At 66.9% G+C, this 22175-nt stretch carries 18 protein-coding genes and 5 tRNA genes; 18 read left to right on the top strand and 5 right to left on the bottom strand.

The window, feature by feature from the left end; all coding sequences use genetic code 11:
* Window positions 1–16: 16 nt before the first annotated feature.
* Genes DX03_RS15985 through hemA form a run of 3 tightly spaced genes read right to left on the bottom strand, consistent with a single transcriptional unit; the run spans window position 17 to window position 4063 of the window.
* Window positions 17–1714, bottom strand: a complete 1698-nt coding sequence (locus tag DX03_RS15985; RefSeq protein ID WP_038690338.1) for an O-linked N-acetylglucosamine transferase, SPINDLY family protein — start codon at window positions 1712–1714, stop codon at window positions 17–19.
* A gap of 2 nt (window positions 1715–1716) precedes the next feature.
* Window positions 1717–2802 (bottom strand): peptide chain release factor 1, encoded by a 1086-nt coding sequence (gene prfA, locus DX03_RS15980; protein WP_038690336.1) that lies wholly within the window; start codon window positions 2800–2802, stop codon window positions 1717–1719.
* Window positions 2780–4063 (bottom strand): glutamyl-tRNA reductase, encoded by a 1284-nt coding sequence (hemA, locus tag DX03_RS15975; protein ID WP_038690334.1) that lies wholly within the window; start codon window positions 4061–4063, stop codon window positions 2780–2782. Before hemA ends, prfA begins: the two co-directional genes overlap by 23 nt.
* 64 nt (window positions 4064–4127) lie before the next feature.
* Here hemA and DX03_RS15970 point away from each other — a divergent pair, with 64 nt between their 5' ends.
* The 9 genes from DX03_RS15970 to DX03_RS15930 all read left to right on the top strand — a co-directional run bounded on the left by DX03_RS15970 (window position 4128) and on the right by DX03_RS15930 (window position 12366).
* Entirely contained in the window at window positions 4128–5825 is a 1698-nt protein-coding gene (locus DX03_RS15970) for a tetratricopeptide repeat protein (RefSeq protein WP_038690332.1), read from the top strand.
* Window positions 5822–6484 (top strand): lipoprotein insertase outer membrane protein LolB, encoded by a 663-nt coding sequence (gene lolB, locus DX03_RS15965; protein WP_038690330.1) that lies wholly within the window; start codon window positions 5822–5824, stop codon window positions 6482–6484. The genes DX03_RS15970 and lolB overlap by 4 nt, the downstream gene beginning before the upstream one ends.
* On the top strand, window positions 6481–7350 hold the full coding sequence (gene ispE / locus DX03_RS15960; protein ID WP_038690328.1) for a 4-(cytidine 5'-diphospho)-2-C-methyl-D-erythritol kinase: 870 nt from the start codon (window positions 6481–6483) through the stop codon (window positions 7348–7350). The genes lolB and ispE overlap by 4 nt, the downstream gene beginning before the upstream one ends.
* Window positions 7351–7359: 9 nt before the next feature.
* Window positions 7360–7436, top strand: a tRNA-Gln gene (locus DX03_RS15955).
* Between the two features lie 133 nt (window positions 7437–7569).
* Window positions 7570–8529 carry a ribose-phosphate diphosphokinase gene (locus DX03_RS15950; protein WP_038692467.1) on the top strand — a complete coding sequence of 320 codons (960 nt, stop codon included), beginning with the start codon at window positions 7570–7572 and terminating at the stop codon, window positions 8527–8529.
* Between the two features lie 109 nt (window positions 8530–8638).
* Entirely contained in the window at window positions 8639–9253 is a 615-nt protein-coding gene (locus DX03_RS15945; RefSeq protein ID WP_038690326.1) for a 50S ribosomal protein L25/general stress protein Ctc, read from the top strand.
* A gap of 81 nt (window positions 9254–9334) precedes the next feature.
* Window positions 9335–9913 carry an aminoacyl-tRNA hydrolase gene (pth, locus tag DX03_RS15940; protein ID WP_038690324.1) on the top strand — a complete coding sequence of 193 codons (579 nt, stop codon included), beginning with the start codon at window positions 9335–9337 and terminating at the stop codon, window positions 9911–9913.
* Between the two features lie 52 nt (window positions 9914–9965).
* Entirely contained in the window at window positions 9966–11057 is a 1092-nt protein-coding gene (ychF, locus tag DX03_RS15935; protein ID WP_038690322.1) for a redox-regulated ATPase YchF, read from the top strand.
* A gap of 346 nt (window positions 11058–11403) precedes the next feature.
* Entirely contained in the window at window positions 11404–12366 is a 963-nt protein-coding gene (locus DX03_RS15930) for a hypothetical protein (RefSeq protein ID WP_185753369.1), read from the top strand.
* Between the two features lie 147 nt (window positions 12367–12513).
* On the opposite strand, the gene DX03_RS15925 is transcribed toward DX03_RS15930, so the two are convergent.
* Both DX03_RS15925 and DX03_RS15920 read right to left on the bottom strand, forming a co-directional pair.
* Window positions 12514–13551 carry an NAD(P)/FAD-dependent oxidoreductase gene (locus DX03_RS15925; protein ID WP_038690317.1) on the bottom strand — a complete coding sequence of 346 codons (1038 nt, stop codon included), beginning with the start codon at window positions 13549–13551 and terminating at the stop codon, window positions 12514–12516.
* Window positions 13552–14208: 657 nt separating this feature from the next.
* Window positions 14209–16959, bottom strand: coding sequence for a TonB-dependent receptor plug domain-containing protein (locus DX03_RS15920; RefSeq protein WP_038690315.1), 2751 nt, complete (start codon window positions 16957–16959; stop codon window positions 14209–14211).
* 198 nt (window positions 16960–17157) lie between these two features.
* Here DX03_RS15920 and DX03_RS15915 point away from each other — a divergent pair, with 198 nt between their 5' ends.
* From DX03_RS15915 to nusG, 9 genes are all read left to right on the top strand, one after another.
* On the top strand, window positions 17158–18129 hold the full coding sequence (locus tag DX03_RS15915) for a cyanophycinase (protein ID WP_051599003.1): 972 nt from the start codon (window positions 17158–17160) through the stop codon (window positions 18127–18129).
* A gap of 122 nt (window positions 18130–18251) precedes the next feature.
* A complete protein-coding gene (locus tag DX03_RS15910) occupies window positions 18252–19265 on the top strand; it encodes an isoaspartyl peptidase/L-asparaginase family protein (protein WP_081797255.1) in 1014 nt (337 codons plus the stop codon).
* Window positions 19266–19403: 138 nt separating this feature from the next.
* Window positions 19404–19489 (top strand) — tRNA-Tyr (locus DX03_RS15905).
* 28 nt (window positions 19490–19517) lie between these two features.
* Window positions 19518–19591 (top strand) — tRNA-Gly (locus tag DX03_RS15900).
* A gap of 47 nt (window positions 19592–19638) precedes the next feature.
* A tRNA-Thr gene (locus DX03_RS15895) sits at window positions 19639–19714 on the top strand.
* Between the two features lie 40 nt (window positions 19715–19754).
* Window positions 19755–20945, top strand: coding sequence for an elongation factor Tu (tuf, locus tag DX03_RS15890; RefSeq protein WP_038690301.1), 1191 nt, complete (start codon window positions 19755–19757; stop codon window positions 20943–20945).
* A gap of 100 nt (window positions 20946–21045) precedes the next feature.
* Window positions 21046–21121, top strand: a tRNA-Trp gene (locus DX03_RS15885).
* A 44-nt stretch (window positions 21122–21165) separates the two neighbouring features.
* Window positions 21166–21573, top strand: a complete 408-nt coding sequence (gene secE / locus DX03_RS15880) for a preprotein translocase subunit SecE (protein WP_038690313.1) — start codon at window positions 21166–21168, stop codon at window positions 21571–21573.
* Between the two features lie 10 nt (window positions 21574–21583).
* Window positions 21584–22144 carry a transcription termination/antitermination protein NusG gene (nusG, locus tag DX03_RS15875; protein WP_017356001.1) on the top strand — a complete coding sequence of 187 codons (561 nt, stop codon included), beginning with the start codon at window positions 21584–21586 and terminating at the stop codon, window positions 22142–22144.
* Window positions 22145–22175: the final 31 nt, after the last annotated feature.

Raw genomic sequence — 22175 nt, 5'->3', positions numbered from 1 at the left:
GATCCCGCGCCGGATGTCACGCTGCGCCCTGCCAACCGCGTTCGCGCGCCAGGTCTTCCACCACCGTGCTGAAGTCACGGGCGAACCCGGCCATGTCGAACAGGCCGCTGTCGCCGCGGCGCAGCGCCAGTTCCGCGCGCAGCGCCTGCAGCGCCGGGGCGTCGTTGCCCAACGCGATGGCGGTGGCTACGAAGGCGCGGTCGTCGGCCACGTTCATGTGTGCCAGCCCCAGGTGATGGTTGAGGCTGCCCGCCACGCGCGAGGCAAACGTCGCCCCGGGGCAGGTCAGCACCGGGCAGCCGGCCCACAGGGCATCGGACGCGGTGGTGTGTGCGTTGTAGGGGTGGGTGTCCAGGAACAGATCGGCGTGCTGGTAGCGCGCCAGATAGTCCGGGTGCGGCAGCTTGTGCATGAACACCAGCCGTGCCGGATCCAGCTGCGCCTGGCGCGCCGCGCTGCGCAGTCGCGCATCGGCGTTGCCCGGGCCGGACAGCAGCCACAGCACGCTGCCGGGCACGCCGTGCAGCACCGCGAACAGGCGCTGCACGCTGCGCGGGTTGAGTTTGTAGCTGTTGTTGAAGCAGCACAGCACCACGCCCTGTGCCGGCAGCCCGCACGCTTCGCGCGACGGCGGCGCGGCGAGCACGCGGGTGTTGTCCGACGGTTGGAACGCCCGCGGCAGGTACCGCACCTGTTCACTGAACCCGGTCGCCAGCGGCGCGGGCAGCACGAAGGCATCGGCCAGCACATGGTCGATCCAGTCCGCGCCGGAGGTACCCGGATAGGCCAGCCAGTTCACCTGGACCGGGGCAGGGCGCATCGCCAGCACCTGCGGGGTACCGCCGCCGCCCCAGCCACGCAGATCGAACAGCACGTCGATGGCGGTGTCACGGATGCGCGCGGCGATCTGCTGGTGCGACTGTGCGCCCACCTCGTGCACCTGCGTGGCGGCCGCCTGCAGGCGTGCCCGGATGGCGCTGCCATCGTTGCCGGTCAGCGCGAACAGGTACAGGTCCAGGCGGCCGGCGGCGGCCAGCTGTTCCAGCAGTGCCACGATCAGCAGCCCGGTGGGATGCGCGCCAAAGCCGTTGGACAGAAAGCCCACGCGCAGACGGCCCTGGCTGCGCACCGCGGTCGCCGGCAACGGCGTCACGCTGGCGCGGATGGCCGCCGCGCGCTGCCGCGCGCAGGCCAGTTGTTCGGCGGCGCTGCCGTCTTCACTCAGGAATGCGAACGGCTCAACCGCAGCCTGGCCCTGCGTGACGGCCTGGCGCACCTGCGCCGACAGGCGCTCGATGTTGCGCCAGTCGCACAGCCGACGCTGCCAGTTGAGCAGCTGGGCGGTGATGTAGGGCTCGCCTGGCAGCAGCGTGTGCGCATGCCGGTAGGCGTCGGCGGCGGCCTCCGGCTGGCCGGCATCCTCCAGCGCGTGGCCGAGCCACAGGGCGATTCCGGGGTGTTGGGGTGCGCTGTCGGACGCCTGGCGCAGCAACGCTGCCGCCTCGGCGTGGCGCGCCTGCATCCAGCGTGCACGGCCCAGCCGGGCCAGCGCTTCGGGGTGGTGGTCGCGCAACTGCAGGGCACGCGTGGCGGCGTGCACGCCGGCCGCTACATCGCCGGCCTCCAGTTCGGCATCGGCCAGCATGACCCAGGCGATGAAATCGGCCGGCTGGCGTTGCACCGCCAGGCGCAGCTGCTGCCGGTCCGCATCCATCCTCAGGTGCCCGCCGCCAGCTGCGCCAGTTCGTCGGCCTGGTGCTCGTGGATCAGCCGTTCCACCAGCGTGTCCAGCTCGCCGGCGATGATGTTGGGCAGGTCGTACAGGGTCAGCCCTTCCACGCGGTGGTCGGTGATGCGCCCCTGGGGGAAGCTGTAGGTGCGGATGCGCTGGCTGCGGTCGCCGCTGCCCACCTGCAGCCGGCGGCTTTCGGCCGTGGCCGCGGCCTGCTTGCTGCGTTCGGCATCCAGCAGCTGGGCCTTCAGGCGCTTCATCGCCTTGTCGCGGTTGGCGTGCTGGCTGCGCTCGGTCTGGCATTCCACCACCACCCCGGAGGGCACGTGGGTGATGCGGATCGCCGATTCGGTCTTGTTGACGTGCTGGCCACCGGCGCCGGACGAGCGGAAGGTATCCACGCGCAGGTCAGCCGGGTTGATCACCACGTCATCCACTTCGTCGGCTTCGGGAATGATCGCCACCGTCGCCGCCGAGGTGTGGATGCGGCCTTGCGATTCGGTGGCCGGCACGCGCTGCACGCGGTGCGTCCCGGACTCGAACTTCAGTTTGGAATAGGCGCCGCGGCCGACTACGCGGGCCACGATTTCCTTGTAGCCGCCGTGTTCGCCGGGGCTGTCCGATTCGATCTCCACCTTCCAGCCCTGGCGCTCGGCGTAGCGGGCGTACATGCGGAACAGGTCGCCGGCGAAGATCGCGGCCTCGTCGCCCCCGGTACCGGCCCGCACTTCCAGGAACAGGTTGCCGTCGTCGCGCGGGTCGCGCGGCACCAGCAGCAGCGCCAGTTCCTGGTCCAGCTGCTGCAGGCGCTGCTGCGCAGCGGTGATTTCTTCTTCGGCCAGCTCGCGCAGGTCCGGGTCGCTGCGCATGGCTTCGGCAGCGGCCAGGTCGGCCAGCGCACGGGCTTCGTCGGCCAGGGCCGTGGCGATGGGCTGCAGCTGCGCGAACTCGCGCGAGTACGCGCGGAAACGATCGTTGTCGTTCACCACGGCCGGGTCGGCAAGCAGGCGTTCCAGTTCTTCGCGGCGTTCGGCCAGCGCTTCCAGCTTACGGCGCAGGGTCGGCGTCATCAGTCTTCACAGCAGGATGTTGGTAGCCCGGCTTGGCCGGGAACAGGCGCTCGGCGGCGCGGGTCAGCTCAGTATCGCCGCTCAGCGCAGCGGCGCGCAGCGCGGCGGTGGGCGGGTGCAGCAGGCGGTTGGTCAGGCCATGGGCCAGCAGTTCCAGCACTTCGTCCGGTGATTTGCCGTGGGCCAGCTGCTGGCGGGCCTTCTCCAGCATTTCCACGCGGGTCGCTTCGCCGTAGGCGCGCAGTTGCCGCAGCGGCGCCTGGTGGGCGCTGGCCTGCAGGGTTTCCACGAAGCGGGCCACCTGCAGCTCGATGATCGCTTCGGCTTCGGCAGCGGCCTCGCGGCGGCTGCGGCGGTTGTCTTCCACCGCCCGTTCCAGATCGTCCACGGTATACAGGAACGCATCGGGCAGCTCGCCCACGCCCGCCTCGATATCGCGCGGCACGGCCAGGTCGAACAGCAGCATCGGCTTGTGCTTGCGGGCCTTCAGCGCGGCGGCCACATGCGCGCGGGCAATCACCGGCTCGCGTGCGGCGGTGGCCGAAAACACCACGTCAGCCTCGCCCAGGTGGCGCTCCAGTTCGCTCAGCGGCAGGGCCACTCCGCCATGCCGGCTGGCCAGTTCCTGGGCGTGGGCCAGCGTGCGGTTGGCCACCAGCAGGCGGCGCACCTTGCCTTCGCTCAGGTGGCGGGCAGCCAGTTCGATGGTTTCGCCGGCGCCCACCAGCAGCACGGTGGAATCTTCCAGCCGCGCGAACGAGTTCTGGGCCAGGCGCACCGCGGTGGAGGCCACCGAGATCGGGTTGGCGCCCACGCGGGTATCGGTACGTGCGCGCTTGGCCACCGAGAAGGTCTGCTGGAACAGCCGGTCCAGGCGTTGGCCCAGCAGGCCGTGGTCACGCGCGATGGCCCAGGCGTCCTTGACCTGGCCCAGGATCTGCGGCTCGCCCAGCACCATCGAGTCCAGCCCGGTGGCCACGCGGAACAGGTGGCGCACCGCGTCGGCGTCGGCGTGCTGGTACAGATAGCCGTGCAGCTGCCCGGCGTGGGATTCCAGCCACTGCGCCAGCGCGTCACCGGACTCGGCCACGGCGTACAGCTCGGTGCGGTTGCAGGTGGACAGCAGCACGGCCTCGGCCACCTGCGGGGTATCGCGCAGCGACGCCAATGCCTGGGGCAGGGCGTCGCCGCCAAAGGACGCGCGTTCGCGCAGTTCCACTGGCGCGGTCTGGTGATTCAGTCCGAGCACCCACAGGGTCATTGTTCAGTTGCTTGCGATAAGCTGCTGGCCATTCAAGTCGTCATTTTAAGGCCAGAAGCCCCCGATGCCCGCATTGATTCGCATCTCCAGCGTTCTGTTGCTGTCCTTGTCCGTCGCCAACGCCCTGGCGGCGGCGCCGCCGGCCCCCGCTGCAGCCCCGGCAGCCAAGGCCACAGCGGCCCAGACCGCGCCGTTGACCCCGGTCATGGCCGGTGAGTTCGCCCTGCAGGCCGGCAAGCTCGGCGACGCCGCGCGTTGGTACCTGGAGGCCGCCGAGGCCGGCACCGACGACGCTGGGCTGGCCGAGCGCGCCACCCGCATCTCCATGCTGGCCGACGACGACAAGCGTGCCGCCCGGGCGCTGGCGCTGTGGGAGGCCCGCGCCCCGCGCAGCCTGGCCATGCGCAGCGCCGCCGCCGCGCTGGACATGCGCCAGGCCGATATCGCCGGCGCGCGCACCGAACTGGGGGCGCTGCTGAAGGACCCGGACCCGCGCGGGTGGAAGTTCGCCATTGCCGCGTTGATCGGCGGCGGGCGCGACCCCGCCGTGCCGGCGCAGGTGCTGGGCGGGCTGGTGGACGACAACGCGATTCCCGATCAACTGGAGGTCTGGCAGGAGCTGGGCCGCCTGGCCATGCGCATGGAGCGCCCGGACCTGGCCAAGCGGATGGTCGATGAAGTGGTCAAGCGCTTCCCGAACGAACCGCGCGTGGCGCTGTTGAATGCCAGCCAGCTGGCCCAGGCCGGCAAGCAGGAGGACGCGCTGGCGCTGCTGCGCGGGGTCGAGCCCAAGAGCCGCCAGGACCCGGAACTGCGCAACGCGCTGGCCATCGCCTATGACAGCCTCGGCGATCCGCGTTCGGCCGCGCGCGTGCTGGCCGTCGGCCCGCAGGACGTGCAGACCTGGGGCATGCGTGCCTCGCTGCTGGCCAAGCAGAAGGACGACGCGGGCCTGCTGCTGCTCTACAAGGACCTGTCGGCCAAGGCCGCCAAGCCCGACCCCGCCCAGCGCCTGCTGCTGGGCAAGATCGCCGAGTACCTCAAGCGCCCGGCCGAAGCGGTGGACTGGTACCACAGCGTGCCTGGGGGCGAGGAGCTGCCGGAAGCGCGCCTGCGTGCCGCCAACGCCCAGTACGACGCGGGCCGCCCGGACAAGGCGTTCGCCGAAGTGCATGCCATCCAGTCCGACGCCACCGTCGACGACGAAGCCCGGCGCGATGCCTACCTGCTGGAGGCCGAACTGCGCCAGCGCGGCGACGACCTGCCCGGTGAGCTGGACGCCCTGGCCCGTGGCCTGGCGGCATACCCGGATGAGAACGCGCTGCTGTATGCCCGCGCCCTGGCCTGGGAGCGCCGCGATGATGTGCCGCGCGCCGAAGCCGACCTGCGCAAGATCCTGGTGACCGACCCGGAGAACGTGGCCGCGCTCAATGCGCTGGGCTACACCCTGGCCGACCGCACCCAGCGCTACCAGGAAGCGCTGGAGCTGATCGACCGCGCCCGCGTTGCCGAGCCGGACAACGCCGCCATCGTCGACAGCTACGGCTGGGTGCTGTATCGCCTGGGCCGCAACGAAGAAGCGCTGGTGCAGCTGCGCCGCGCCTGGACCCTGAGCAAGGACGCCGAGGTCGCCGCACACGTCGGCGAGGTGCTCTGGGTGCTGGGCCGCAAGGACGAGGCACGGCGTTTCCTCGACGAGGCACGCAAACTGGACCCTGACAACCGCGCCCTGCAGCGCGTGATCGAGAAATACGGCGTATGACGTTGAACCTGTTCAAGGCCGGCGCCGCGCTGGCAATGGCCGCATCCTTGTCGGCCTGCGTGTCGCTGGACGAGCGCAAGGCCCCGGCCGCGCCCACCGTGGTGACCACCGTATCGGCCGAGGCCGAGCAAGCCGAGGCGGCTCGCGTGGCCGCCGTCCGCGCGCAGCCGCAGTGGAGCTTCCAGGGCCGCGTCGCGGTCAACAAGGGGCGCAACGGCGGCAACGGCCGCATCGACTGGCAGCAGGATGCGCGTCGCTACGTGGTGGAGCTGAGTGCACCGGTCACCCGCCAGAGCTGGAAGCTGACCGGCGACAGCCACCACGAAGGCGGGCGCCTGGAAGGCCTGGAGGGCGGTCCGCGTGAAGGCGAGGACGCTCAGCAGGTGCTGCTGGAGGCGACCGGCTGGGACATCCCGGTCAACCAGCTGCCCGACTGGGTGCGGGGCCTGGTCGCCGATGACACCGGCGCCGCCGAGCGCGTCGAGCGCGACGGCGACGGTCGGCCGCGTCGGGTCGAACAGATGGGCTGGCAGATCCAGTACCTGGACTGGTACCCGGCCGAGGGCGACCGCCCGGTGCTGCCGCGGCGGATCGAAGCGACCAGCGGCGACGCCAAAGTGCGCGTGGTCGTCGACAGCTGGACACTCGGCCGTCCATGAGCGCTCCGGACCTGAACGCGGGCTGGTCGCAGTGGCCGGCCCCGGCCAAGCTCAATCTGTTCCTGAACATCACCGGCCGCCGGCCCGATGGCTACCACCAGCTGCAGACCGTGTTCGCGCTGCTGGCGTGGGGCGACCAGATCCGTCTGCGCGTGCGTGAAGACGGCCAGGTGCGCCGCGATGGCCCCTCGCTGGCGGGTGTGGCCGAGGCCGATGACCTGGCGGTGCGTGCCGCGCTGTTGCTTAAACGTGCCGCCAATGTCGCCCAAGGTGCGGATATCGGCGTGGAAAAGCACATTCCGGCCGGCGGCGGGTTTGGCGGCGGGTCGTCCGATGCCGCCACGGTGCTGGTGGGCTTGAACCGCCTCTGGAATGCCGGCCTGGACGTCGATGCGCTGGCCGCCCTGGGGCTGCAGCTGGGCGCGGATGTGCCGGTTTTCGTCCGGGGACACAACGCCTGGGCCGACGGGGTGGGCGAGCAGCTCACCCCGATCGCCCTCGCGCCGGCCTGGTATGTGGTCGCCGATCCGGGGGTGCACGCCCCGACCGCCGGACTTTTTGCAGATCCGCATTTGACGCGCGACGCCCCAGTGGCGAAAATAGCGGACTTCGCTTCCGGGTCTTTGCTCGGGAATGCGTTCGAGCCGGTACTGCGCCGTCGCGAACCTGCCGTAGAGGCAGCGTTTGCAGCGTTGAGCAGGATCGGCCGGGCACGACTCACCGGGTCGGGAAGCGGTTGTTTCGTCGCCTTCGCCACGCGCGCTGCTGCAGAGCAGGGCCTGGCGCAGTTGCCGGAAGAACTGCGGGCATGGGTGGCTGCGGGCGTGGAGCGCTCGCCACTGCTTGATGTACTCGAGCGTTATTGATTTTGATGCAGGGGCGTCGCCAAGAGGCCCAAGGCACCAGGTTTTGATCCTGGCATTCGGAGGTTCGAATCCTCCCGCCCCTGCCACTTGCGGATGTCAGCCGCGTTCCCATGCGCATGCCTGCGCGGGCACGGCCGATGATCCGCGGTGTTGTCACCGCAGACACTCCAGGGTGCCGGCGGCCGAGTTCTCCAATCGCTCCCGCCCGAGACCGTCATGATGCAAGATCACCCCAACCTGCTGGTATTTTCCGGCAACGCCAACAAGCGCCTTGCGCAGAGCATCTGCAAGGAACTGGGGGTGCGACCGGGCAAGGCGTTGGTGTCGCGCTTCTCCGACGGTGAAGTCCAGGTCGAGATCGAGGAAAACGTCCGCAAGCAGGACGTGTTCGTGATCCAGCCGACCTGCGCGCCGAGCGCCGAGAACCTGATGGAGCTGCTGGTGCTGATCGATGCGCTCAAGCGCGCCTCGGTCAACAGCGTTACCGCGGTGGTGCCGTATTTCGGCTACTCGCGCCAGGATCGCCGCATGCGCTCCTCGCGCGTGCCGATCACCGCCAAGGTGGCCGCCAAGATGTTCAGTGCCGTGGGCGCCGACCGGGTGCTGACGGTGGATCTGCATGCCGACCAGATCCAGGGCTTCTTCGACATGCCGGTCGACAACGTATATGCCTCGCCGCTGCTGCTCGCCGATATCTGGCGCGCCTACGGCACGGAAAACCTGATCGTGGTGTCCCCGGACGTGGGCGGCGTGGTGCGCGCACGTGCGGTGGCCAAGCGGCTTGACGATGCGGACCTGGCGATCATCGACAAGCGCCGTCCGCGCGCCAACGTCTCCACCGTGATGAACATCATCGGTGACGTCGAAGGCAAGACCTGCGTGATGGTCGATGACATCGTCGATACCGCCGGCACCCTGTGTGCGGCTGCCGCGGCGCTGAAGGCGCGTGGCGCCCTCAAGGTGGCCGCGTACTGCACCCACGCCGTGCTCTCGGGCCCGGCGGTGGACAACATCAACAACTCCCAGCTCGATGAGCTGGTGGTGACCGACACCATCCCGCTGCGTGAAGAGGCGCGGGTGTGCAGCAAGATCCGCCAGCTCAGCGTGGCGGAAATGCTGGCCGAAACGATGCGCCGCATCGCCTTCGGCGAGTCGGTCAGCTCGCTGTACGTGGACTGATTTTTTTTCCGCCCGCCGGCAACGGTGGGCGGGCCCCGGGTACGTCTGGTCGCGGACGTGCCCTTCATCGCCAAGCCATCCGGCAAGGCACCAACTGGTAGTCAATACAATGTCCAAGACCCATGAAATCAAGGTCACCGCTCGTGACGTGCAGGGCAAGGGTGCGAGCCGCCGCCTGCGTCACGCCGGCGTGATCCCGGCCGTCGTCTACGGCGGCGACGCCGCTCCGATCAACATCAACCTGGACCACAACGCCACCTGGCTTGCCCAGCAGAACGAGTGGTTCTACTCGTCGATCCTGGACCTGAACCTGGATGGCCAGATCACCAAGGTCCTGCTGCGTGACATGCAGCGCCACCCGTTCAAGCAGCTGATCATCCACCTGGATTTCCTGCGCGTGAACGAGAACGAAGCGCTGACCGCCAACGTCCCGCTGCACTTCATCAACGAAGACACCTCGCCGGCTGGCAAGGCTGCCGACGTCGTGGTCACCCACGAACTGAAGGAAGTGACCGTGTCCTGCCTGCCGAAGGACCTGCCGGAGTCGATCGACGTCGACCTGGCCGACCTGAAGGCTGGCGATGTGATCTACCTGTCGGACATCAAGCTGCCGAAGGGCGTCGAGATCCCGGCCCTGGCCCAGGGCAAGGACCACGACGACGCGATCGTCACCGCCAAGCTCGGCAAGGAAGAAGCTGCCGACGAAGCGCCGGCTGCAGAGTAAGTGATTGCGGCGCCTGTCCTTCGGGGCAGGCGCCGTTTCTGTATGTGCCGGCACAGGGCCGGTACCGACGAAAGAAGAGTGATGACAGGATTGCGATTGATCGTTGGTCTGGGCAATCCCGGACCCGAGCACGCCCAGACCCGGCACAATGCCGGGTTTCGTTTCATTGACGCCCTGGTTGAACAGGCCGGCGCGCGCTGGAGCGTGGACAGCAAGCTGTTCGGCGAGACCGCCAAGGTCGACATCGCCGGGCACTCGGTGTGGCTGCTCAAGCCCGCCACCTTCATGAACCTCAGTGGCAAATCGGTCACCGCCGCGCAGCGCTTCTGGAAGATCGAACCGGAAGAAACCCTGCTGGCGCACGACGAACTGGACCTGCCGCCTGGCGTGGCCCGGCTCAAGTTCGACGGTGGACACGGCGGCCAGAATGGCCTGCGCGACACCATCCGCCTGCTCGGCCACGGCAAGTTCCACCGCCTGCGCATCGGCATCGGCCATCCCGGCCACAAGGACCGCGTGGTCCCGTGGGTGCTGGGGCGTGCCAGCAAAGACGATGATGTGCTGATTGGTCGTGCCATCGAAGATGCGATCGACGTGCTGCCGCTGGCGGTATCCGGCGATTACAGTGAGGCGATGAAGCGCCTCCACACCCCGAAATAACCACGGTGTACCGACCAACGGTCGGTACCTACCACCCCAGAGGTTGTCAAAGATGGGTATCAAATGCGGCATCGTCGGTCTGCCCAACGTCGGCAAGTCGACCCTGTTCAATGCGCTGACCAAGGCGGGCATCGCTGCGGCCAACTTCCCGTTCTGCACGATTGAACCGAACGTCGGCATCGTGCCGGTGCCGGATCCGCGCCTGAACGAGCTGGCCGCGATCATCAACCCGCAGAAGGTCATCCCGACCGCGGTCGAGTTCGTCGACATCGCCGGCCTGGTGGCCGGTGCCGCCAGCGGTGAAGGCCTGGGCAACAAGTTCCTGGCCCACATCCGCGAAGTGGATGCGATCACCCACGTGGTGCGCTGCTTCGAAAACGCCGACGTCATCCACGTCAACAACAAGGTCGACCCGCTGTCGGACATCGACACCATCGACACCGAGCTGGCCCTGGCCGACCTGGACAGCGTCGAGAAGGCGCTGAACCGCGCCGAGCGCGCCGCCAAGGGTGGCGACAAGGAAGCGGCGGCACGCAAGCCGGTGCTGGCCAAGCTGCAGGCCGCGCTGGCCGACGGCAAGGCCGGTCGTTCGGCGGGCCTGGACGAGGAAGAGAAGGCGCTGGTCCGTGACCTGTTCCTGCTCACCCTCAAGCCGGTCATGTACATCGCCAACGTGCTGGAAGACGGCTTCGAGAACAACCCGCACCTGGACGCCGTACGCGCCCGCGCCGCCACCGAAGGCGCGCAGGTGGTGCCGGTGTCGGCGGCCATCGAAGAAGAGCTGTCGCAGCTGGACGACGAAGACCGCGACACGTTCCTGGCCGACCTCGGCCTGTCCGAGCCGGGCTTGAACCGCGTGATCTACGCTGCCTACCAGCTGCTGGGTCTGCAGACCTACTTCACCGCAGGCGTGAAGGAAGTCCGTGCCTGGACCGTGCGCAAGGGCGCCACCGCCCCGCAGGCCGCCGCGGTGATCCACACCGACTTCGAGAAGGGCTTCATCCGCGCTGAAACCATCGCCTATGACGACTTCATCAAGTACAAGGGCGAAGCCGGTGCCAAGGAAGCCGGTCGCCTGCGCCTGGAAGGCAAGGAATACCGCGTCCAGGAAGGCGACATCCTGCACTTCCGCTTCAACGTCTGATTCCATCGCACGTTGATGTCGCGCAAACGCCCCGCCCCGAGCGGGGCGTTTGCGTTTGAGGCAGGCGAAGCCGGACTGGACAAAGAATCACCCGCGTTCTTCGGTTCCTCCGGGACAACCGCATTGGTGTGCCGGGCAGCGGTCCCTCGTGGACGCAGCGCGTGTCTATCCCGTCATTCATTCCTGTCTGGGTACCACTGGCCGCTATACCAGGCCCAGCGCCCTTTGCTGTGACGTGCCCGGTTCTTTTGAGCACTGCTGCAATCATCGTATGGGATGCGCTGCCGCGTCAGAGTGAAGCGCCAGTGTATTGTCGGCGCCTCTCGACAGCAGACAGGATATGCGCATGAGCACGGACGCACACTCGACGCGGGCCCCCGCACGCCCTCTCACCTGGCGGGAGGCTTCCCGGCTGTCGCGGCTGCATTGGCCGGCCTACATTGCCATAGGTGGACTGGCGGCGATGACGGTCAACCTGATCATCGGCGCTGGCACGTTCTATCGCCTGGGGGCCTACGGGATGCCGACGTTCAGTCTGTTCGGTCTGTTCCTGGGGCTGTTCATCATCACCGTGCCGATATGGGTGGTGTCAACCAGCAGGCGTCAATGTCGGTTGCCCGTCCCTGCGCCTGGCCGACAATGGGCGGCCGCCGCGGCGCTGACGGTGCTTGCGTTCCTGGTCACGCCGACCATCGGCATTCAGCACCGGCAGTTCAGCGAGGAACAGGAGTACAGCACGATATGGGGCAAGCGCTCCCTGGTAGAAACCATGAAGCGACCACGCCTCGCATATGACGAGCTGAGCCGGACTACCTCTTACAACGAGGCGGACTCCGTTCCGAGGCATCACCTATGCCCAGGTTTATCCGTGCGGCTCGTGCCTTTCTTCGGGTTTGAGCGCGACTACCGCATCGGCAGCGATGTGTTTGGTCCTCAAAACGGTCCTTTCCCCTCGCTGCCGTCGCGTGAGCGCATCGATGCAGTCGTGGCGCGATGCCGGAGCGAGGCCCAGCTCATGCTGGCGGCCGGTCTGACCGCGGAGGCAGCCCTCAAGGCGGGCGACGTAGATACCTTCTTTGCACGCGCGTTGCTTGCCAGGCCGGCGAACAAGGCAATCCTGCTCGAGGATCGGGATATACCGCCTGCACTGCTGGCGAAGGTCGAGTCGTTCCTCGCCGAACATCCTTTGAAACTGGGCTATCAGGACGATGCCCGTAAGGGTGAGGCGCGACGACTACGCCCAGCGGTGATCGCTGCAGCGCTTGGACGGAGTAGGGAGGAGGGGTTGCTCAAGGCTGGCTCGTACTGAGCTCAACGACGACGCCTGGGTAAATCAGTGCTAGTGGCGAATAGGCTCGCGTTACATGGCCCGCCGCCTGCCCGGGTCGCCTGCGACCTTCGAGATGCTGGGCAGTGGCACGTCACGGGGCAGCAGGCCGTCTACCGGCACGGCCGCTCATGCGGCGATCAACGCCTCCGCCGCCAGCCGGCCCAGCCAGGGCGCGAGCATCACGCCCGGATGGGCGATGGCGGCGTAAAGGCCTTCAATGCCTGGCAGGAATCCCTGTACTGGCATACCGGTGCTGGTCAACGGCCGTTGCACGGCCCTCACCGAGCGCAACACCAGTCCGGCAGGGGCAGCGAGCAGGGCCTGCGTATCGGCCATGCACTGACGGGCGAGGCTGTCCAGCCCGGCATCGCCCTCGACGGGCATGTCGGCCGCAACCAGCAGTCCACCGCCGAGGCGTGGGCGGACTTCGTGGTCCGCGGCACACAGCAGGTGATGGAGACGCCCGGGCAATGCGTCGAACGCCAACAGCACCGCGGGCGCCTCATGCACGGGCAGGTGGATATCCAGGCGTGCCGCCAGGGGCACGGCGCTGGCAGCATTGGCAAGCACCACGGCGTCCACGGCATGGGTCCCGTCCGTTGTCACCACTCCGGTGACCCGGCCGTTGCGGGTTTCGATGGCCGACACCTCCTGATTGAAGACTACGCGCGCGCCGGATGCCCGTGCACTGGACAACAGCTGCGCGGTCAGTAGGGCGGGTTCGAGGGCGACATCCCCGGGCACCCATGCGGCCAGTGCCGGCGCCTTCAGGTGCGGCTCCAACGTCCTGATGCCTGCGTGATCGAGCAGCTCGATACCGATACCGGCCTCTCGCTGCTGGGTTACAAACGCGTCGGTTTCAGCGTCCGTACCGGCCCATACGAGCGCACCGCGCGCCGCGATCGGTAATGGCCCCAGCGCGTTCGCCAGCCGGGAAAATTCCGGCATGGCGTCGCGGATCATGGCAAAGCGCGACGGCGAATCGCCCGGCAGCATGCTGCCCGTACCCACCCAGCCATACGAGCTGCCGGTCGCTCCGCCCGACGCAGTGGCGCCGCGCTCCAGCACCGTGACGGCTGCACCCGCGCGCGTCAGGTGCCACGCCACAGAGGCGCCGATGATGCCGGCACCGACAACGGCGATGCGGGGAATGCCTCTGCGCACGCGGTGCTCTCCATCGATAAGGGGAACGCAGCATAGTCGGGATGGGGAGCCACTCTGCGACAGGTTGTCCGCTGGCAAGTACTTGGTGGTGATTATTTGATCACGCCCGGAAACCCTTGCCGCGTGTGCTTCCGACCCACTTGTCCACAACAAACACCCACCGCTCTCCACGCCCCATGTGGAAAACCCCGACCCCGGTAGTGCCGGCCGCTGGCCGGCAATCCGCACACCCACCCCGCAAGCAACGTGGACACTTTCTGACCACCGCTGGAAACCCTTGCAGCGTATCGCTCGCACCGGGTTGTCCACAGCAAACCCCCATCGCTCTCCACGTGCGATGTGGAAAACCCCCTACACGCGTGGACAAAAAATCACCACGCCATGAAAGCCTTGCGGTGGTTGGCTTGCACCTACTTGTCCACACCAAACCCCCACGCCTCTCCACGTCGGGTGTGGAGAACCGCGAGGGACGCATTCGGGATGGTGAGGAGCCGGCCAGCGGCCGGCACTACCTGCTTGGGTCTCTGCATGGCCGGCCCGCGCAGGCGCCAGCACACCGTGATCGCTTGTGCCTTGTCGCTTGGGAAGTGCATCGCCAAAAAAAAGACGGAGGCACTGCCTCCGTCTTTTCGCCCGCATCCGCTGCAACCGCGCCGCTTACAGCGCCGTGCCGCCGAACTTGTGCGTGTACTGCAGGTTGATCGTGCGGCCCACCGTATCGAACCACGACACGTCGTAGTACGGGTACGACGTGTAGGTCGCGTCCTTCGGCGGCATCTTATTGCCCACGTTCACCACCGACAGGGACAGGCGCGAATGGTCGTCCACGCGGTACTGCACCGACACGTTGTACCGGTACGTCGCCCCGATCCACGGGCTGTCGCCGCTCTCCGGATCGAAACTCTCGTCATAGCTGTCGTAGGTCGGCAGCTTGCCCAGCCGCGACCCGTACAGCGTCGCCGACCACGCATCGTTCTCCCACGTGATGCTGGCGCTGGTCTTGGTGCGCGGAATGTCGAACCCGCTGTTCACCGCGAACTTGTCCTCCACCACATCGCCGTCGAACTGCTGGAAATCGTGCGTCTTCACCCAGGTGTGGTTGCCACTCAGGATGAAATCGCCGATGCCCGTGGTCAGCCGGTAACGCACGCCCACGTCGATGCCCTGCGTGGTCTCGCGCGCGATGTTGACCGGGTTGACGTGCACCCCGTACAGGCGGCCGTCGCTGGTGCGGGTGACGCGGCTGATCGCATCGACACAGGTCGGCGAATTCGCATCGGCGCCGCCCAGACGGCAGGCCGCTTCATCCCGCAGGATCGTGCCCACGTCCATGTCCTTCACCTGGTCGCGCATGTCGATGTCGAACCAGTCCACCGACAGGTCCAGACCCACCGCTGGCGACCACACAAACCCGGCGCTCCACGACGTGCTGGTCTCCGGGTCGAGCTTCCGGTTGCCCTCGCGCGTGCGGATCAGGTTCTCTTCGTAGTCCGAGCAATCATCCGCACCGTCCAGCTGGCAGGCGTAGTAGTCGTTGTTGCTGGTTTCATCGTTGCCCGGCCCGGCGTACACGTAGTGCAGGTCCGGCGCACGGAACGCGGTGCCGTACGAACCCCGCACCAGCAGGCTGTCGATCGGGCGCCACTCGATACCGCCGCTCCAGGTCGCCTTGCCGATGCTGTTGCCCGAGTAGCGGTACTGGTCGTAACGGCCGGCCACGCTCACGTTGAGCGTGTCGTGCAGCGGCAGGCGCAGCTCGGCCGCGGTGGCCCAGCGGTTGCGGCTGCCATGGCCGTCCGAGTCCTTCCAGCTGTAGTAGTAGTATTCGGTCGCCAGCGGATCGGGGTTCAGCGCGTAGGACTGGTTGCCGAACTCGGCGGTGGCGGCGAACCCGGCCTTGCCGCCCGGCAGTTCGAACAGCTCGCCGTTGGTCAGGGTCAGTGCGGCCGTATCGGTGCGCGACTTCGGCGTGTAGGTCGTCTTCGCGGCGATCGAATCGTACTCGCTGCGGCTCAGTGGCCGGTACAGGCGCGCCGGATCGGCGTTGAACACCGGGAACACGTTGTCGTCGTCATCGGTGTACTCGCCCAGCTGCTCGCCCAGGAACAGCGCGTTGGCCTTGGACGCGATGATCTGCGGCCAGCGGATCGACGACTGGTACTGCGAATGGCTCAGCGAGGCCTCGTAGTCCCAGTTCGGGCCCAGGCTGCCCTTGAAGCCGGTGGTCACGCTGAAGGTCTTCTGGGTGCTGCGGATCATGCCGTTGCGCAGGCCGCCCATTTCCTCGGGCGAGAACTGGCGCTGCCAGAATTCCACCTGGTCGGTGGCCTGGTTGTAGAAGTAGCCGTCTTCGTTACCGTCGGCGGCCATCCGGCCCCACTGGGTCACGTCGCGCATCAGCGCGATGTCGTGGTAGCCCATCTGCACGTCGGCAAACCACTGGGTGCCATTGTCGAAGGCATAGTTGAGCGAGGCGTAGCCGTTCACGCCGCGGCGCTTGCTCAGGATCGTGCCGTAGCCGATCGACCGGTCGCTGCCGCAGTAGAAGCCGTAGCGCGGGCGCTCGGCATACTGGGTGCTGCCGCGGTTCTGCCCGGCCAGCGCATCGCAGGTGGCCTGGCCCGGGTCCAGGTAATCGTCGTTGTAATCGGTGCGCAGGTAGGCACGGCGCGCGGCGCGGGCGCTCTCGGTGGGGGCGTCCAGGGTGGAATCCTGCTGGCTGCGCTCGTAGGCCCACAGCGGCGTCTGCGACTGCAGTTCCAGGCTGTACACCGCACTGAAGCGACCGGCATCGAAGCCGCTGGCCAGGCTGATGTCGAACGAATCGGCGCCGCCTTCGGTGGCCGTGCCCATCCGCACGTCCACCGTGGTGCCATCCACGTGCTTCTTGAGGATGAAGTTGACCACGCCGGCAATCGCGTCCGAGCCGTAGATCGCCGAGGCGCTGCCGGTAAGTACTTCGATCCGCTCGATCATCCCGATCGGGATGTTGGACACGTCGGTGAAGTTGCTGCGGCCCTGGAACGGCATCGGGAAGTCGGCGATGCGGCGGCCATTGACCAGCACCAGGGTGTGGTTCGGGCCCAGCCCGCGCAGGTCGACCTGCTGCGCACCCGGCGAGAAGTCCGCGCCGCTGGAGGACTGCTGGCTCTGGGTCTCACCGCCGTTCTGGGACATCGACCGCAGCACGTCCGGCACGCTGGTGAAGCCGCTGGCCTGGATCTGCTCGGCGGTGATCACCGTGACCGGGGCCGGGCCCTCGACCTGGGCGCGCGGAATGCGCGAACCGGTGACCTGCACCGTGTCCAGTTGCTGCACCCCGGACGCGGCCGGCGCCTGGGCGCCTGCGGTTGCGGCCACACCCATCAACGCCAGCTGGATCGACCACGCCATCGCCTGTTTACGCATGAGAATTCTCGAGAAGAAAGTGTCGGCCTCGAGGGAGGCCTGTCCCCCATTCACATTTCGCGAATGGACGGCGCGCATTTAACGCCTTTTTTACGGGCTTGACCACTACCGATTTCTCTGGCAAAGAGTGAAAGCGCTTACACCCGGTTTTTGTTCAGGGAGATCAACGTGCACAAGGCTTTCCGCCCGTTCGCGCCGATGCTGGGGCTGCTGCTCAGTCTGGCCCTGCCCAGCCACGCACAGTCCGTCCTGGACCCTGGCTACCGCTACTACGAAGTGGGCGATCTCGATGCCGCGCCAGCCGCCCACACCGAACCGGCCATGATGCTGATGGGCGGGGGTGAATGGGTTCCCGAGGCCTTCCAGTGGTGGCTGCAGCGCGCCGGGCACGGGCGCGTGGTGATCCTGCGCGCCTCCGGCGCCGACGACCTGCAGGAGCGCCTGTACCGCGATATCGGCGGTGCCGCCTCGGTGCAGACCGTGGTCTTCGACAGCCGCCGGGGCGCCGATGATCCGGCGGTGCTGCGGATAGTGGCCGCGGCCGATGCGATCTTCATCGCCGGCGGCGACCAGTCCCGCTATATCCGCTTCTGGAAAGGCACCGCGCTGAACGAGGCGCTCAACGCGCACGTCCGTGCGGGCCGACCGATCGCCGGCACCAGCGCCGGCCTGGCCATCCTGGGCGGTTACAGCTACGGCGCGATGGATGGCGGCAGCATCACCTCGGCCCGCGCACTGCGCGATCCGATGGGGGGCGAGGTCACCCTGGACAGCGACTTCCTGACCATGCCGTACTTGTCCAACGTGGTCACCGACACCCATTTCGGCAAGCGCGACCGCCTTGGCCGGTTGATCGTGTTCGTGGCCCGGGCGGCGCAGCAGGCCGGGCGCGCAGACATGGTGGGCATCGGCGTGGACGAGGACACCGCCCTGTGCGTGGAAGCCGATGGGCGCGGCCGCGTGCTAAGCAGGAATGGCGGCTACGCCTGGCTGGTGATGCCGCGGCACACCGCCGACCGCCTCCGCGATGGCGAACCGCTCGACTTCCACGCCATCCCGGTCACCGGCGTGGGTAGTGGCAGCCTGCTGCATCTGGACGGGTTCCGCGTGGACGACGCGGCCTTCCAGGTCACCGCCGACATCCGCGACGGCGGCCTCGAGCTCCGGTAGCCCACGCCCGTTGGCCGTGGGGACGCCCCGGCCACGCACGCGCGCCGGCAGGGCAGGGCGCGGGCCTACCCGCACCGCGCATCTGCGGCCATGATGGGCGTCCCAACCTGCCGGTGCCGCCCATGTTCCGTTCAACCGCGTTGCTGTTGTCGCTGTGCCTGTCGATGCCGCTGGCGGCCACCGCCGCCGCACCGGTGCTGGTCATCCACGGTGGCGCCGGTGTGGAGCGCAAGGACCTGACCCCGGCAGAAGAGAAGGCTGCGCGTGCCGCGTTGCGCCAGGCACTGCTCAGTGGCCACCAGGCGCTGGCGGCCGGCAAACCCGCGCTGGATGCGGTGACCGCGGCGATCACCGTGCTCGAGGACGATCCCACCTTCAACGCCGGCAAGGGCGCGGTGTTCACCCATGACGGCCGCAACGAACTGGATGCGTCGCTGATGGACGGGGCCACGCTGAAGGCCGGCGCGGTGGCCGGCGTGCAGCGGGTGCGCAACCCGATCCTGCTGGCCGAAGCGGTGATGCAGCACTCCGCGCACGTGATGATGGTGGGGCAGGGCGCGGAAACCTTCGCCGCCAGCCAGGGCATCGCGCTGGTCGATCCGGCTTACTTCCGCACTGAAAAACGCTGGCAACAGCTGCAGAAGGCGCTCAAGGAAGAGGCCAGCGGCCAGGCGCACGCCGACCTGGAAACCGCGCGCCACTTCGGCACCGTCGGCGCGGTCGCGCTGGATGCGCAGGGCCATCTTGCCGCGGGTACCTCGACCGGCGGCATGACCAACAAGCGCTACGGTCGCGTGGGTGATTCGCCGATCATCGGCGCCGGCACGTATGCCAACGCCGCCTGCGCGGTGTCGGGGACCGGTTGGGGCGAGTACTACATCCGCACGGCGGCCGCGCATGACATCTGCGCGCGCATGCAGTACCTCAAGCAGGGGCCGGTGGAAGCGGGACGTGCGGTGATCAACGAGCGCATTCCCGCACTCGGTGGCGACGGCGGCGCGATCGTGCTCGCGGCAGACGGTCGCGTTGCTGCGCCGTTCAATACGCAGGGCATGTATCGGGGCTGGATCGGCGCCGATGGCGTGCCGCACGTGGCCATCTTCGCCGACGAATCGCTGCCGCTGCCCGGGCAATAGCCCGCTACGTCAGGGCTTTTTGCACTTCGTGTGAAAAAGTTGAAAAAGAGTGTTGACAGAGCCCCTGTTTATCCCCAAAATTCACGGCTCTTCCACCCCACACCGAAAACGCTTCGGCGCCACGGGACAGGGTGGTAAGGAGGGATACCCAAGCGGCCAACGGGGGCAGACTGTAAATCTGCTGGCTTACGCCTTCGGTGGTTCGAATCCACCTCCCTCCACCAGTTTCATGTTGTGGCAAAGGCTTCCGATGCGGGAGTAGTTCAATGGTAGAACCTCAGCCTTCCAAGCTGATGGTGCGGGTTCGATCCCCGTCTCCCGCTCCATTGAATGAGTTTGAATCTAATCAAATTCGTGCCATAATACAAAACTCGCTCACGTAGCTCAGTCGGTAGAGCACCTCCTTGGTAAGGAGGAGGTCGAAGGTTCGATTCCTTTCGTGAGCACCATCTAAGTGCCACCATTCAGACGATTTCGAGATAAGCAGCCATGGCCAAGGGTAAGTTCGAGCGCACCAAGCCGCACGTCAACGTCGGCACCATCGGTCACGTCGACCACGGCAAGACCACGCTGACCGCCGCACTGACCAAGATCGGTGCTGAGCGCTTCGGTGGCGAGTTCAAGGATTACTCCTCGATCGACGCCGCGCCGGAAGAAAAGGCACGTGGCATCACGATCTCGACCGCGCACGTCGAATACGAATCCACCGAGCGTCATTACGCCCACGTGGATTGCCCGGGCCATGCTGACTACGTCAAGAACATGATCACCGGTGCCGCCCAGATGGACGGCGCGATCCTGGTCTGCTCCGCTGCTGACGGCCCGATGCCGCAGACCCGCGAGCACATCCTGCTGTCGCGCCAGGTCGGCGTGCCGTACATCGTCGTGTTCCTGAACAAGGCCGACATGGTGGACGACGCCGAGCTGCTGGAACTGGTTGAAATGGAAGTCCGCGAGCTGCTGAGCAAGTACGACTTCCCGGGCGACGACACCCCGATCATCGCGGGTTCGGCCCGTCTGGCGCTGGAAGGCGACCAGAGCGATATCGGCGTGCCGGCCGTGATCAAGCTGGTCGAAGCTCTCGACAGCTGGATCCCGACCCCGGAGCGTGACATCGACAAGCCGTTCCTGATGCCGGTGGAAGACGTGTTCTCGATCTCGGGCCGCGGCACCGTGGTGACCGGTCGTATCGAGCGCGGCGTGATCAAGGTCGGCGAAGAAATCGAAATCGTCGGTATCCGTCCGGTCCAGAAGACCACCGTCACCGGCGTGGAAATGTTCCGCAAGCTGCTCGACCAGGGTCAGGCAGGCGACAACGCCGGTCTGCTGCTGCGCGGCACCAAGCGTGACGACGTCGAGCGTGGCCAGGTGCTGGCCAAGCCGGGTTCGATCAAGCCGCACACCCAGTTCGACGCCGAAGTGTACGTGCTGTCGAAGGACGAGGGCGGCCGTCACACCCCGTTCTTCAAGGGCTACCGTCCGCAGTTCTACTTCCGTACCACCGACATCACCGGCGCTTGCGAACTGCCGGAAGGTGTGGAAATGGTGATGCCGGGCGACAACGTGAAGATGGTTGTCACACTGATCAACCCGGTCGCCATGGACGAAGGTCTGCGCTTCGCGATTCGCGAAGGCGGCCGTACCGTCGGCGCCGGCGTGGTCTCCAAGATCCTCGCGTAATTTCGTAATACCGGCGGTTGCATAGCTCCGCCGGTCTCGCGAATGGCGGGCCGGGAACCTCGGTCCGCCTTCGCCGTCTAAGGGAAGGCAGTTTTTCAGTACGCCAGTAGCTCAATTGGCAGAGCAGCGGTCTCCAAAACCGCAGGTTGGGGGTTCGAGTCCCTCCTGGCGTGCCACTTCTCCCTTCCAGCGGCCATGCCGCCTTAGCAGCCAGAGCCGGATGAACAGCAAGATCGAGCATTCCAAAGACAACACCTCCACTGGAGGTGACATCGTCAAGTACGCCGCCGCAACCATCCTGGTGCTGGCGGGTCTTTTTGCTTGGTACTGGTTCGGCACCCCTGAGCATGCGTCCCAGAGTGCATGGGCCGGTCCGCTTCGCGGTCTGGCCGTTGTCGTTGGCCTGGTGGCCGGCGTAGGCGTGTTCCTGATGACCGGCAAAGGTCGCGACACGCGTGAATTCCTTTCCGAATCGCGTTTCGAACTGCGCAAGGTAGTCTGGCCGACCCGCCAGGAAGCCATCCGCATGACCTGGGTGGTGATCGTTGTCGTGATCATCCTCAGCCTGCTGCTGGGCGGATTTGATTTCCTGATTCAGAAAGCGACCCAGTGGTTCCTGGGTCGATAAGGAGAAACCAGTGAAGCGTTGGTACGTCGTTCACGCCTATTCGGGCTTCGAAAAGTCGGTTGCGCAGGCTCTGCGCGATCGCATCGTGCGTGACGAGATGCAGGAGCGCTTCGGTGATGTCCTGGTCCCGACCGAGGAAGTGGTCGAAATGCGTTCCGGCCAGAAGCGCCGTTCCGAGCGCAAGTTCTTCCCGGGTTACGTGCTGGTCCAGATCGAGACCCACGAAGAAAACGGCATTCCGCGCATCGACAATGAAAGCTGGCACCTGGTGAAGGATACGTCCAAGGTGATGGGCTTCATTGGCGGTACCGCTGACCGTCCGCTGCCGATCCGCGACGAAGAGGCTGCTGCCATCTTGGACCGCGTTCAGGAAGGTGTTGAAAAGCCGCGTCCGAAGGTGCTGTTCGAGCCGGGCCAGATGGTCCGCGTCACCGAAGGCCCGTTCAACGACTTCAATGGCGTGGTCGAGGAAGTCAACTACGAGAAGAGCCGTCTGCGCGTCTCGGTGCTGATTTTCGGTCGTGCCACCCCGGTCGAGCTCGAGTTCGGCCAGGTCGAAAAGGCCGTCTGACCGCGCGTAGCGCCGGGCTCTGCCCGGCGTT

Origin of the sequence: Stenotrophomonas rhizophila (assembly GCF_000661955.1) — a bacterium.
GTDB classification, from domain to species: Bacteria; Pseudomonadota; Gammaproteobacteria; order Xanthomonadales; family Xanthomonadaceae; genus Stenotrophomonas; species Stenotrophomonas rhizophila.
Note: the sequence above shows the minus strand (reverse complement) of the source record. Positions and strands in the feature narration are given on the sequence as shown.

Bases quoted from the DNA above. Each gene is read 5' to 3' on its own strand.
- DX03_RS15985 (WP_038690338.1), bottom strand. From the start codon at position 1,714: ATGGATGCGGACCGGCAGCAGCTGCGCCTGGCGGTGCAACGCCAGCCG.
- prfA (WP_038690336.1), bottom strand. From the start codon at position 2,802: ATGACGCCGACCCTGCGCCGTAAGCTGGAAGCGCTGGCCGAACGCCGC.
- hemA (WP_038690334.1), bottom strand. From the start codon at position 4,063: ATGACCCTGTGGGTGCTCGGACTGAATCACCAGACCGCGCCAGTGGAA.
- DX03_RS15970 (WP_038690332.1), top strand. From the start codon at position 4,128: ATGCCCGCATTGATTCGCATCTCCAGCGTTCTGTTGCTGTCCTTGTCC.
- lolB (WP_038690330.1), top strand. From the start codon at position 5,822: ATGACGTTGAACCTGTTCAAGGCCGGCGCCGCGCTGGCAATGGCCGCA.
- ispE (WP_038690328.1), top strand. From the start codon at position 6,481: ATGAGCGCTCCGGACCTGAACGCGGGCTGGTCGCAGTGGCCGGCCCCG.
- DX03_RS15950 (WP_038692467.1), top strand. From the start codon at position 7,570: ATGCAAGATCACCCCAACCTGCTGGTATTTTCCGGCAACGCCAACAAG.
- DX03_RS15945 (WP_038690326.1), top strand. From the start codon at position 8,639: ATGTCCAAGACCCATGAAATCAAGGTCACCGCTCGTGACGTGCAGGGC.
- pth (WP_038690324.1), top strand. From the start codon at position 9,335: ATGACAGGATTGCGATTGATCGTTGGTCTGGGCAATCCCGGACCCGAG.
- ychF (WP_038690322.1), top strand. From the start codon at position 9,966: ATGGGTATCAAATGCGGCATCGTCGGTCTGCCCAACGTCGGCAAGTCG.
- DX03_RS15930 (WP_185753369.1), top strand. From the start codon at position 11,404: ATGAGCACGGACGCACACTCGACGCGGGCCCCCGCACGCCCTCTCACC.
- DX03_RS15920 (WP_038690315.1), bottom strand. From the start codon at position 16,959: ATGCGTAAACAGGCGATGGCGTGGTCGATCCAGCTGGCGTTGATGGGT.
- DX03_RS15915 (WP_051599003.1), top strand. From the start codon at position 17,158: ATGCTGGGGCTGCTGCTCAGTCTGGCCCTGCCCAGCCACGCACAGTCC.
- DX03_RS15910 (WP_081797255.1), top strand. From the start codon at position 18,252: ATGTTCCGTTCAACCGCGTTGCTGTTGTCGCTGTGCCTGTCGATGCCG.
- tuf (WP_038690301.1), top strand. From the start codon at position 19,755: ATGGCCAAGGGTAAGTTCGAGCGCACCAAGCCGCACGTCAACGTCGGC.
- secE (WP_038690313.1), top strand. From the start codon at position 21,166: ATGAACAGCAAGATCGAGCATTCCAAAGACAACACCTCCACTGGAGGT.